Raw genomic sequence first — 12,621 nt, 5'->3', positions numbered from 1 at the left:
CTTCTTTTGGCTTACATCATGGGAGGCATGCCGCCACCGGGCATGGCCGGTTCTTCTTTTTTGGGCTCATCGGCTACCAGGCACTCAGTGGTGAGCAACATAGCAGCGATGGAAGCAGCATTCTGCAGAGCAGAACGGGTAACTTTGGCCGGGTCCACGATACCGGCACTGATCATATCTACATATTCACCGGTCAAAGCATTGAAGCCAATACCAGGATCAATGCTCTTGACTTTTTCAACTATTACGGAGCCTTCCAGACCGGCGTTATTGGCAATCTGACGCAGAGGCTCTTCCAGGGCCTTGCGGACGATAGCCACACCGGTAGCTTCATCGCCTTCAGCCTCAATGGCAGCCAGAGCCGGAATTACATCCACCAGAGCGGTACCGCCACCGGCGACGATTCCTTCTTCCACAGCAGCCCGGGTAGCATTGAGAGCATCTTCAATGCGCAGTTTCTTTTCCTTCATTTCAGTTTCAGTAGCAGCCCCCACCTGGATTACCGCTACCCCACCGGCCAGTTTGGCCAGCCGTTCCTGTAGTTTTTCCCTGTCATATTCGGAAGTGGCATCTTCCCACTGTTTGCGGATCTGGGCCACCCGCTTCTGAATTTCTTCAGCAGAGCCAGCCCCATCCACAATCACGGTTTCTTCCTTGGTTACCTTGACCTGACGGGCCCGACCCAGCATGGACAGGTTAGCTGCATCCAGCTTGCGGCCCAGTTCTTCGGAGATAACCTGGCCACCGGTCAAAATAGCGATATCTTCCAACATAGCCTTGCGGCGGTCGCCGAAACCAGGAGCCTTGACAGCCACACAGTTAAAGGTGCCCCGCAGTTTGTTAACCACCAGGGTAGCCAGGGCTTCCCCTTCCACATCTTCAGCGATGATCAACAAAGGCTTACCGGTTTTCACTACTTGCTCCAGAACAGGTAGAATTTCCTGAATGGAGCTGATTTTCTTATCAGTGATCAGAATAAAGGGATCATTCAGCACCGCTTCCATGCGCTCGGCATCAGTTACCATATAGGGGGAGATATAACCCCTGTCAAAATTCATCCCTTCCACAACATCCAGGGTGGTACCGATACCTTTGGATTCCTCAACGGTGATTACCCCGTCCTTACCCACTTTTTCCATGGCTTCAGCGATCAGGTTGCCGATTTCCGGATCAGCAGCGGAAATGGAAGCAACCTGGGCGATAGCTTCTTTACTTTCCACCGGACGGGCCATTTTCTTGATTTCCTCAACAGCAACGGCTACAGCCTTCTCAATCCCCTTTTTCAGGATCATGGGATTGGCACCAGCAGCTACGTTCTTCAAACCTTCGCGGATAATGGCCTGGGCCAGCACAGTCGCAGTAGTGGTACCATCACCGGCTACATCATTGGTTTTGGTCGCTACTTCCTTGACCAGCTGGGCACCCATGTTTTCAAAGGGATCGGGCAGTTCGATTTCCCGGGCGATGGAAACCCCGTCATTGGTAATCAGCGGGGAACCGAACTTTTTCTCCAGAACCACATTGCGGCCTTTGGGGCCCAGAGTTACCCGCACAGCTTCAGCCAGGGTATTTACCCCCCGTTCCAGAGCCCGACGGGCTTCTTCACCGAAAATAATCTGCTTCGCCACTTGCTAAACCCCCTTATTATTCGATTACAGCCAGGATATCCCGTTCATTCAGGATGAGATATTCCTCGCCTTCATATTTCACTTCAGTACCGGCATATTTGGAGTAGACCACCCGGTCACCTACTTTGACTTCCGGGGCTATCCGCTCACCATTTTCCAGCAGACGGCCATTGCCGACAGCTACTACTTCCCCTTCCTGGGGCTTTTCCTTGGCTGTATCGGGTAACACAATCCCACTGGCAGTTACTTCTTCCGATGCCAAGGGCTTAATGACAATTCTGTCTCCAAGCGGCTTAATCATCACTGAGAAACCTCCTCTTTATGTACTATTAGCACTCAATTAAATAGAGTGCTAACACATTCCTTATAATACCTGATTTTAGGCAAAAATGCAAGTTTTTTGCCCTGCATAAAATACAGACACATATTTTGTTTTTTCGTGAAATTTCCTGTTGATTATCTAGCATAAAACTGGTAAATTGTATAAGGATATGTCTAATTACAGGAGGCAACCAGCCCATGGCCTTTGATTTTCATACTCTGCTTGCCAGTGAAAAAGCGCAAAATACTCCACCCAGCCAGACTGCCCGCTGGGTTCTTCCCCTTTTCCATGCTACCAAAGGCCCAGTTCTGGACCTGGGGTGTGGCAATGGGCGGGATAGCTTGTATTTTTTTGAACAAGGCCTGCAAGTGGTAGCTGTAGACATTGATGCTGAAGCTATCGGTAGGCTGGCTTTAAAAGCAGAGTTCGAGTGCCTGGTGGCTGATGCCCTTAATCTGCCCTTTCGGGAATTCTCCTTTGATGCCATTTACAGCTTTGGGCTCCTTCATGTTTTTACAGAAAGCATCGAGGAAAACCGGCAGCAGGTATTAGATGAGGCCTGGAGAGTGCTTAAACCCGGTGGAATTGCCGTTTTTACCGCCCTCTGGACCGATATCCCCGGCTGTGGCCTGCCCGAGCTTTGCTGCCTTACCGAAGCAGAAGTAGAACAACTGGTAGCGCGCAGCCCTTTTGAGTTAATGTCCAAACAAATTGTTAATGACCACTCCCTCACCGGCTGGGAAGGCATCTACTGGCGCCTGGTGCTGCGTAAACAAAAGCGTGTGCAGATCATAAAATAAACCCCGTGAGCCCTGGTACTCACGGGGTTGTTTGTTCTTTAATAGCCGCTTTAGCCAGGCCATAAATACCGCTAGCTGTAGCTGACCCAATAATCCCTTCTGCTCTGATTAAGCTTCTTGTCTTAGTATATGCCTGCCACTGGCATCTGGTTACTTTTTCCGACCGAACAGTTTGAGCAATAATCCCTGTTCCAGAATAACAGCATCAAAGGGACAGAGTTCCTGGCAACAATAGCAGCGAATACATTGCTCATAGTCTACCATCGCTTTCCCATTTTCGATCTTTATGGCTTGCGGTGGACAATGCTGAGCACAACGGCTGCAACCGGTACACTTTTCATTCATAACCGGCCGATAGGTAAACTGATTCTGGAAAAAGCGGACCAGAAAAGGCGGGACCCGCCCATCCAGAGACTCCAGGTTATAGGGGGGCTGAAAATCCCAGCGTAACTCCCGGCCACTGCCTACCACTTCAATCCTCTTCAACCCCGGTACCAGCCCCCGGGCCAGAGCCAGCCGTGATACCGGCAATTCCTCACTGTTGAAACCCATCATCTGACCCATGACCAGGTCAACAGCAAAGCCATTAGTGCCGCCCAAAATCACTCCCGCTTGAATAGGCGAACCATTACGGGGGCCATTGCCTTCCATCCCAACAATTCCGTCTACCAGGAAAAAAACCGGCTTAACCAGCAGGGCCAGGTCAACCAGCATAGCAGCAAAATCGTCCCGTCGCTTCAGGCGCAGGTGAAACTGAGCTTTGCCTGGACCCACTATGCAGCCAAACAAATTCTTGACGGCCCCGGTGATGCCCATAAAGGAATGGGTCTTCATTTTGGCCAGAGAGATAACTTTATCCACCTGTTGCAGTTCACCGGTCAAATGGAACTTGCGGATTACTTTTCCCTCAGGAAAGGAATACTCCGCTGATTCGGCAAATGCCAGCAATTCCGCTCCTTCTTCCCGGCATACCCCGGCTATGCCGTTTTTTTCCGCCGCCTTCATGCCACTGCCAATTCCAGGACTATCTCCGACTAAAGGTATGCCGCCGGCCCTCTTTACCTGACGAATTACCGCTCTTACTACTTCCGGATGGGTGGTTACTGCTCGCTCCGGAGGCAGTCCTTCCAGCATATTGGGTTTGATGAGCACCCTCTCCCCTGACCGGATCAGAGCCTCGATCCCTCCGAAGCAGGCCAATACCTCTTCTATTCCCTTTTCCACTTCTTTATATTCATAGCTGTTAACCGCAGCAGCTGCTATTCGCAAGTTTATTTCCTCCTGTTAAATTTCATTTGTGTTTCTTAAGTCCTTAATTGGTCGAATCTCAGGCATAAGTAATCAGCCCCTTAATCATTGTTTATCAAAATCATTGTAGCATAATTATGTGAAGTTAACAATCCGGGTTAAAGCTATCACAAGCGGGCATAATAAAGGCGGAGGTGAGACTATGCGCATAATCGCAGTAATGCCTGACCAGCAGCAAGCCAGTGCCCTCATTGATTCTTTGCACCAGATCGGCCTGGACCGTCAGGACCTGATCGTCAGCAATATCGGGGAAAAACCCCTGCCTCTGCCACCGGAAAAGGCAGTGCAGGATGTAATCTGGGTACAAACAGAAACTGAGCGGCTGGCGGATTTGAGCAGCTTTGCCGGCTCAATTAATGGCCTGGAGGAAGAGGCCGGCATCCTGATAGCAGTGGAGATTCCCAAAGGGGAAGGAGACAAAGTGCGGGCCTTGATGAAAGAAGCAGGGGCTATACGGATAATCCAGGACTAAAGCTAAACCACCTTGCCTGTCCGGCGAGGTGGTTTGGTTTTGTGTTACAGGTTTCCTGGTATTTCTGGCGTCCAGAAAAGATGTGTTAAAAAAAGGACTTCCCCCGGCTGTGGAGAATTCTTCACGTATATCGCCAGCAACAAGGGGGCAACCAAAGTGGATTACAAACATCTATTGGATATAATCCTGTCCAATCTGGATGAAGGCATCATTGTTACCGACACTCAGGCCAATATCATCTTCTATAACGAGCCGGCCACCAATATTGCTGGCATCGACCCGGCAGCCGCCATCGGCAAAAATATCCTGGAGGTCTTTCCCGGTTTGACGGAAGAAACCAGCACCTTCTACTATGTTTTACGGCAGCGTCAGCCGCTGCTCAATCATGTCCAGCACTATACCAACTATCAGGGTAAACAGGTGGCCACTGTCACCTCCACCATCCCCATGTTCGAAGACGGTCAGCTGGTGGGAGCAGTGGAAATCTTCAAGGACCTGACCCAGGTAGTACAGCTGTCCGAAAAAATCCTGGCCCTGCAAAAAGAACTGGCTGGCCGCAAAAATCCTGGCAAAGCCCGGGGGAATGGAACCCGTTATACCTTTGCCGATATTCTTACCCATAACCCGGTATTGCAGGATATTCTGCACCGGGCCCGCAAGGTAGCCGCCAGTCCCTCCCCTATCCTCATCTATGGCGAAACAGGTACTGGCAAGGAACTGCTGGTTCAGGCCATCCATAATGCCTGCCCGGAACGGCGCCAGCACGCCTTTATTGCCCAGAACTGTGCTGCCCTGCCCCCTACCCTGCTGGAATCCCTGCTCTTCGGCACTGCTGCCGGCAGTTTCACCGGGGCCAAAGACCGACCCGGCCTGTTTGAGCTGGCTGATGGCGGTACCCTCTTTCTGGATGAAATCAATTCCCTGGACAGGGATCTGCAGGCCAAACTCTTACGGGTGCTGCAGGATGGGGTTATTCGCCGTATTGGTGACACTATGACCCGAACAGTAAATGTGCGGGTGATTGCCGCCAGCAATGAACATCCCCTCAAACTATTGCAGGAAAAGCGGCTGCGCCAGGATCTCTACTACCGCCTGAATGTGATTTTCTTTCATTTGCCGCCCCTGCGGGAACGCAAGGAAGATATACCACTGCTGGCTGAACACTTTATCCATAAGTACCGGCAACAGCTGAAAAAGGATATCCAGGGCCTTGCCCCGGAGGTGCTGGAACTGTTTTACCGCCATAACTGGCCCGGTAATGTACGGGAGCTGGAGCATGTCATTGAAAGTGCAGTCAACCTGGCTGATGGTCCCCTGCTCACTCAGGCTGATTTACCCCGGGAACACCCCGGTCTGCTGGACCCGGCTCCGCTTCCCCAACCTGCCCAGCCGCTATTGCCCCTGAAACAAGCCCTGCAAGACCTGGAAACTCGCCTGCTGCAAACTGCCCTGCAACAGGCGGGCAATCAGCTAACTCAGGCTGCCCGCTTGCTGGGTATCCCCAAACAGACCCTGCATAACAAATTAAAAAAATATGGGCTCCATCCCAAAAATGAGACATAGTCCCATAAATTTGACAGCCACCGTACCAAAAATGGTACAGTGGCTTGTTTTCTTGCCCGTTTTGAAGGCGGCATCATTCTTGCTTATAATCCCGATATCGAGGTGATGAAATGAAAACCGGTATGATCTTCAATATCCAGAAATTTTCCATCCAGGATGGACCAGGAATCAGAACCACTGTTTTTTTGCAGGGATGCCCCCTGCACTGTCAGTGGTGTCATAACCCGGAAAGCCAGAGCTTTCAGCCCAGATTGCTGCTTTTTCCCCAGCGCTGTATCGGCTGTGGCCGCTGTCAGTCCGCCTGTTACCAGCAGGCCCTGAACAACCCGTCCCGCTGCCGGCATTGCGGCCAGTGTGCTGCTGCCTGCCCGGCTCTGGCCCGGGAACTGGTGGGACGCAGGGTGACAGTGGCTGAAGTGCTGCAGGTAGTAACCCAGGACCGGGTCTTTTACGAAGAATCCGGGGGTGGTGTGACTTTTTCCGGTGGTGAACCCCTGGCCCAGCCCGCTTTTCTTCTGGCTTTGCTGCAGGCCTGTCAGGAACAGGGCCTGCCAACCGCTGTGGATACCAGCGGTTATGCCCATCCTGCCATCCTCGAAACCATCGCCCCTTTTACAGATCTCTTTCTTTATGATCTGAAACTGATGGCCGAGGAGAAGCATCTTCTTTATACAGGGGTATCCAATCGCCTCATTTTGAACAACTTGCAGTTGCTGACCAGGCTGAAAAAGCGTTTTTTTCTGCGTTTGCCCATCATCCCTGACATCAATGATGATGAGGAACACCTGTCTGCCTTGATTGTCTTTTTGCGAGAGCTGGGCGAGGTGGAACAAATCAATCTGCTGCCCTACCATGCCCTGGCCCGGGACAAATACCGTCGCCTGCAGCAGGACTACCCCCTGGCAGATACCCCTGAGCCCACAGCCGCTCAGCTGGAGGAAATCGCCGCCTTGCTGGCCCCCTACTGTCAAAAAATCAAGATCGGAGGTTGAAGAGATGAATGAGCGTGTAGCCAGATTAAGACAGAGAAGCCTGGAAGCCATCCCTACCCTTTCTACTGAACGGGCCGAAATCGTAACCGAGGTTTACCAGCAATACTCCGGCAAGGTTTCCATCCCGGTCCTGCGGGCTCTGGTTTTTCAGGCCCTGATGGAGCGCAAAACCATCTACATTGGCGAAGATGAACTAATTGTGGGCGAACGGGGCCCGGCCCCCAAAGCCACCCCCACCTACCCCGAGCTCTGCTGTCATACTCTGGAGGATTTCACCATCATTGACAGCCGGGAAAAAATCTTCTTCCGGGTCAGTGACAAAGAAAAACGTATTCAAGCGGAAAAAATCATCCCCTACTGGCAGGGCCGCTCCATGCGGGACCGCATTTTTGCCCGGATGAGCCAGGAATGGCTTGATTGCTATCAAGCCGGGATATTTACGGAATTCATGGAGCAACGGGCTCCCGGCCATACCGCCGGGGATGACAAAGTCTTCCGCAAGGGCTTTCTTGATTTTCTGCGGGAGATTGAACAGCAATTACAACAGATTGATTACCTCCATGACCCCGAAGCCTATCGGAAACAGGAGGAACTGAGGGCAATGGCCATTTGCGCCCGCGCTATTATCCGCTACGCCGAACGCCATGCAGAAAAAGCCCTGCAGCTGGCAACCAGTGAACCCAACCCCCGGCGCCGCCAGGAGCTGGAACAAATCGCTGCCATCTGCCGCAAAGTCCCGGCTCAAGCTCCCTCCACCTTCTGGGAAGCCCTGCAGGCTTACTGGTTTGTCCATCTCGGTGTCATCACCGAACTCAATATCTGGGATGCCTTTAATCCCGGGCGACTGGACCAGCATCTCTATCCTTTTTATCAAAAAGAAATAGCAGCAGGCACCCTGACTCCGGAACGAGCCAAGGAACTGCTGCAATGCTTCTGGGTCAAATTCAATAACCAGCCTGCTCCCCCTAAAGTAGGTATTACCTTGCAGGAAAGTGCCACCTACACCGATTTTGCCAATATCAATTGCGGCGGCTTGACTGCTGAGGGCGAAGATGGAGTCAATGAGGTTACCTACCTTATCCTGGATGTCATCGATGAAATGCGCCTGCTGCAGCCCAGCTCCAATATCCAGCTCAGCCAGAAAAACCCCGATGACTTCCTGAAACGGGCCTGTCAGATCATCGCCAAAGGCTGGGGCCAGCCCTCGGTCTTTAATGCCGATGCCGTCGTCGCTGAGCTGATACGCCAGGGCAAATCTCTGGTAGATGCCCGCTGCGGTGGTACCAGCGGCTGTGTGGAAGCCGGGGCTTTCGGTAAAGAAGCCTACTGGCTTACGGGCTACTTTAACCTGGTTAAGGTACTGGAAATCACCCTCAACAACGGCCTCGATCCTCGCACCGGCAAGCAGCTGGGGCCGAAAACCGGCGACCCTGCTAACTTTACCAGTTATGAGGAACTGTTCCAGGCTTATAAACAACAGCTCCAGCATTTCCTGGAAATTAAACTGCGAGGAAATCAGATCATCGAAAAACTCTATGGTGAATACATGCCCGCTCCCTTTCTGTCCATTATAATAGATGATTGCATCGCCAATGCCAGAGACTATAATGCCGGGGGAGCCCGCTATAATACTAACTATATCCAGGGAGTAGGCATAGCTACCCTTACCGACAGCCTGGCAGCTATTAAAAAACATGTTTTTCTCGATGGTACCATTACGATGGAACAATTGCTCACCGCCCTCCGCCAAAATTTCCGGGGGCAGGAGGATTTGCGCCAGCTCTTGCAGAACAAAACTCCCAAATACGGCAATGATGATGATTTTGCTGATTCTATAATGCAGGAAGTATTTGAAGCCTACTACCAGGCTATCGAAGGACGTAAATCGGTCCGGGGGGCAACCTATCACATCAATCTCCTGCCCACTACCTGTCATGTCTACTTCGGGGCAGTCACCGGCGCTACCCCCGATGGACGGCGGGCAGGGGAACCCCAATCCGAGGGGATTTCACCTGTGCAGGGGGCTGACCGCTTTGGCCCCACGGCTGTGATCAAGTCTGCCGCCAAAATGGACCATCTTCGCACCGGTGGTACTCTCTTGAACCAGAAATTCACCCCTGGCCTGTTGCAAACAGAAGAAGGTATTCATAAGCTGATGGCCCTGATTCGCGCCTATTTCCGTCTCAAAGGGCATCACATTCAGTTTAATGTGGTCAGTGCCGCCACGTTGCGAGAAGCGCAGCGCCAGCCGGAACGCTACCGGGATCTGATTGTGCGGGTGGCCGGTTATAGTGACTATTTTTGTGACCTCAGTGAAGCTTTGCAGAATGAGATTATCCAGAGGACTGAACATCAAGTACTATAATCGCAATATCCCACAAAATGTGATAATAAAGCTAAAATAGGCTGCCGAGACTTTGTCGACAGCCTGAAGGGGCTATCATAGCCCCCTTTTCCTTTTTACAACCCCTGAGTTTGAGCGCCCCAGCCGCCCCCCATCATGGGACCGCCGAAACCGCCATTAGCACCAAAACCAAATCCCCCACAACCGCCACCTTGCATCATGCCAGGTCCGGGCAGAATCCCATTTTGTTCCCGGTATTTTTCCATCTGGTCCATGCGGTCCTTCATCAGTTTACCCTGTTCAGGTGTCAGTTGCCCGGCTTCCACATATTTGTCGATCATCTTCTTGCGCAGCTCGATCATTTGTTTTTGCAGATCCAGGATTTCCTTCTTCTGGGCATCAGTAATAGCCGCGAAGGCCGGGACCGCAAAGGCTACCAGAAGTACTGCTGCTACCAGAGCTAACCATTTCTTTTTCATGTCCATCATCCTCCTATTTTTTAAGTCTCCCAGCATTTGCTGGTATTGTTCCCGGGTGATTTCGCCCCGGGCATAGCGCTTGTGTAGAATTTCTTCCGGCGGTTCCCCCCTTTTACCAGTAAATCCTTCAAAATCGCCTTTGTTCAAAAACCTGATAGCCAGGTAAATCAGGGCACCCCAGAACAGGATATTAAACAGCATGCCAATTCCCATCGTCCACCATCCTCCTCCATCAAAAGGACTATATCCCCAGCCACCAAACCAATTTCCCATCATCATTTTAATTCAACTCCCTTCATATCTTCCTCTTGTCTTTAGTATATCCCCAAGTTGTGACAAAACTAGGGCCGAATTATGGCAGAAATATGAATAATTTAAAAGACTAAAGATTTTAAAAAAGAAGATACCTCTCTCAGGATTAGGCTGTACAAGGAAAAGTCACAATCGCTAATCCTAAGAAGGTATCCAAGGTGATATACATCAAGCTCGATTAATATAATCTTTTGCCACCAGGTTCGAAGTAATAGCCGCAACCACTATATCTTCTGTTCTGCTATTATAATTATCATTTAGATAAAACAAGGACAGGGCGTTTTTTGTTGGAAGTCAAATCACTAAAAGGAATAGGAATTAATAAGATATCGCCCTGCCTATACATTGTTCCATACCTCATCATCAATATCATTGTTCCAAAAATCTATACTGCTCTCACTGGCAGACAATAAATCCTTGAATACCTGATTATCCTGCTTATTTTTTAAAAATAAAATAAAATCAATAACTTCTCGTATTTGACTTCCTGGAATTTCATCAATTAATTTTAATAAAATACTCTTAGCTGTATTCATAAATCTCACCTCAGAATTATTATACCACATTTAATCATCATCCTACACAACTAAAAAACAACTGAAATAAAGAATATTTTGAAGAAGAGGCAGCATTAGTCGAATTAAGTTATGAAGAATACCTTCACAGGCTGTTAGAAAAAGATTAAAAGAAACCAAACGATGGGTTCAAGAAAAGTATAAATATTAATATCTTTTTTTAAACTAAAGGGGGAATTTTTAACTGAAAAAAACACTTCTCTCAAACGCAGAATATTGATATTATGCTCATATAATACTTTGCTAAAATTATCTCAAATTTTTTCTTTTATCCTCTTTAAATATTTCCTGACGATTGATATTTAAAAGGCATAGTCTTTCATATAACGGTTTGCGGGTATGTGAAACCCGTAAGGGTTTGGATGAGCAATAACGAACCGCGTACCCGCTGTTTTATGCTGCTGCGCCCATCTTGCTATCCACCATCATTTTGATGAGGCAATAATTATTAAGTACTGGAAAATAAAAAATACCTGCTTTTCTCCGATAACGATGAAGATAAAAAGCAGGTATTACAGGAATATGTTGATTCAGTAGTAGTTTTACACTCTAAGGATAACGGCTTAGACGTAAAACTTACTGTTAGGGTTTTCTATGGTGGAGGCGAGGGGAGTCGAACCCCTGTCCGAAGGCGAACCCACGCCAGCTTCTCCGAGCGCAGTCAGGTGTTTTACCTTTCGCTGCCGAAACGCCCACCGACAGGCTTTTCCGCAGCTATCTCGATTAATCTCGCCTCACCCCTCCGAGAATTGGGGCCAGGCCAGCTCCGTCAATGTGACCCCCAAGCCCTCACCCGGAGCCCAGAGGGTTGGAGGTTAGCTGAAATTAAGCAGCTAAAGCGTAATTTTCGTTGGCATTCGTTGTTTTCCCACCGTCTTGACGGGCAGATGGAACCCCGGCTCGCTACTGACGCTCATTCAGCCCCCGTCGAAACCAGTACGCCCCCTTATTGACGTTGCCGGTCGCGGAAAGCCCGTTCAATTTCCCGTTTGGCATCCCGCTCGGCCATGTCCTGGCGTTTGTCCCACAGCTTTTTGCCGCGGGCCAGGGCAATGGCCATTTTCGCTTTCCCCCGGGTAAAATAGATTTTCAGGGGGACGATAGTCAGCCCCTTCTGGGAAATAGCCCCAAACAGTTTCATGATTTCATGCTTGTGCAGGAGCAATTTACGCACCCGGGTCGGATCATGATTGAAACGGTTACCCTGTTCATACGGAGAGATATGCAGGTTGTGGACCCAGGCTTCACCATTTTTTATCAGGCAAAAGCTGTCCCTGAGGTTGGCCTTGCCAGCTCGCAGGCTTTTGACTTCTGTGCCTTTGAGCTCCAGACCGGCCTCATAGACCTCCAGGATTTCGTATTCAAAGCGGGCCTGACGGTTTTCTGCCACTACCTTTTCCTGTTGCTTGTCTGCCATTGCGGGTCCCTCCAACCTGATTTACAGGGTACAGTATATTTTATAATAGACAACTTGCGATTGTCAATAGATAAAATATTAATGCTTTTTGCGATGTACCCTTTTTCAGAATGAAAATTGCTAAAAATATTATAAATAATTTTTTTTAAACATTATCATTCAGTTCTTTAGCAAGGATAATGGTATCTCTCTTTTTTTAAATCCTAAAAAAGGGCGCACTAATCCCACTAGCCCTAAAATGACTTCTTAATCATCCGGCCTGTAACTTTTTGCCCATATTAGAGATGCTTTTCTTCTCCTTTTTAAGCTACCAGGCTCCGCATCTTCTCTGCCTGATTTTCCCGAATTCGCCCTATCGCCATTGCTAGCATAACACATAGGGCCAGTCCGCACCGCAGCTTCATTTTGG

General features: G+C 49.7%; 11 protein-coding genes and 1 other RNA gene. 5 read left to right on the top strand and 7 right to left on the bottom strand.

Going from position 1 to position 12,621, the window contains the following annotated elements; translation table 11 throughout:
* Nucleotides 1–11: 11 nt before the first annotated feature.
* Nucleotides 12–1,628: a chaperonin GroEL gene (gene groL / locus B5D20_RS08925; protein ID WP_078665889.1), complete on the bottom strand. Its 1,617-nt coding sequence runs from the start codon at nt 1,626–1,628 to the stop codon at nt 12–14.
* Between the two features lie 16 nt (nt 1,629–1,644).
* The gene (gene groES, locus B5D20_RS08920) at nt 1,645–1,929 is read right to left on the bottom strand and encodes a co-chaperone GroES (protein ID WP_078665888.1); all 285 of its coding nucleotides are present in this window, start codon (nt 1,927–1,929) and stop codon (nt 1,645–1,647) included.
* A 218-nt stretch (nt 1,930–2,147) separates the two neighbouring features.
* On the opposite strand from groES, the gene B5D20_RS08915 reads away from it, so the two are divergent.
* Entirely contained in the window at nt 2,148–2,750 is a 603-nt protein-coding gene (locus B5D20_RS08915; protein ID WP_078665887.1) for a class I SAM-dependent methyltransferase, read from the top strand.
* A gap of 150 nt (nt 2,751–2,900) precedes the next feature.
* Here B5D20_RS08915 and B5D20_RS08910 read toward each other — a convergent pair whose 3' ends face one another.
* Nucleotides 2,901–4,019, bottom strand: a complete 1,119-nt coding sequence (locus B5D20_RS08910) for a DUF362 domain-containing protein (RefSeq protein WP_078665886.1) — start codon at nt 4,017–4,019, stop codon at nt 2,901–2,903.
* A 181-nt stretch (nt 4,020–4,200) separates the two neighbouring features.
* Between B5D20_RS08910 and B5D20_RS08905 the strand changes: the two genes are divergently transcribed.
* From B5D20_RS08905 to hypD, 4 genes are all read left to right on the top strand, one after another.
* A complete protein-coding gene (locus B5D20_RS08905; RefSeq protein ID WP_078665885.1) occupies nt 4,201–4,530 on the top strand; it encodes a hypothetical protein in 330 nt (109 codons plus the stop codon).
* A 156-nt stretch (nt 4,531–4,686) separates the two neighbouring features.
* Nucleotides 4,687–6,093: a sigma-54 interaction domain-containing protein gene (locus B5D20_RS08900; protein ID WP_078665884.1), complete on the top strand. Its 1,407-nt coding sequence runs from the start codon at nt 4,687–4,689 to the stop codon at nt 6,091–6,093.
* 110 nt (nt 6,094–6,203) lie between these two features.
* Nucleotides 6,204–7,085, top strand: a complete 882-nt coding sequence (locus tag B5D20_RS08895) for a glycyl-radical enzyme activating protein (RefSeq protein WP_078665883.1) — start codon at nt 6,204–6,206, stop codon at nt 7,083–7,085.
* A 4-nt stretch (nt 7,086–7,089) separates the two neighbouring features.
* Nucleotides 7,090–9,450 (top strand): trans-4-hydroxy-L-proline dehydratase, encoded by a 2,361-nt coding sequence (hypD, locus tag B5D20_RS08890; protein WP_078665882.1) that lies wholly within the window; start codon nt 7,090–7,092, stop codon nt 9,448–9,450.
* Nucleotides 9,451–9,545: 95 nt separating this feature from the next.
* Here hypD and B5D20_RS14010 read toward each other — a convergent pair whose 3' ends face one another.
* From B5D20_RS14010 to smpB, 4 genes are all read right to left on the bottom strand, one after another.
* On the bottom strand, nt 9,546–10,187 hold the full coding sequence (locus B5D20_RS14010; protein ID WP_200803489.1) for a DUF2680 domain-containing protein: 642 nt from the start codon (nt 10,185–10,187) through the stop codon (nt 9,546–9,548).
* 371 nt (nt 10,188–10,558) lie between these two features.
* Nucleotides 10,559–10,756: a DUF2281 domain-containing protein gene (locus tag B5D20_RS08875; protein WP_078665919.1), complete on the bottom strand. Its 198-nt coding sequence runs from the start codon at nt 10,754–10,756 to the stop codon at nt 10,559–10,561.
* A 634-nt stretch (nt 10,757–11,390) separates the two neighbouring features.
* Nucleotides 11,391–11,741, bottom strand: a transfer-messenger RNA (tmRNA) gene (ssrA, locus tag B5D20_RS08870).
* Nucleotides 11,742–12,212 (bottom strand): SsrA-binding protein SmpB, encoded by a 471-nt coding sequence (smpB, locus tag B5D20_RS08865; protein ID WP_078665881.1) that lies wholly within the window; start codon nt 12,210–12,212, stop codon nt 11,742–11,744.
* Nucleotides 12,213–12,621: the final 409 nt, after the last annotated feature.

It is taken from the genome of Carboxydocella sporoproducens DSM 16521 (assembly GCF_900167165.1).
GTDB lineage: Bacteria > Bacillota.
Note: the sequence above shows the minus strand (reverse complement) of the source record. Positions and strands in the feature narration are given on the sequence as shown.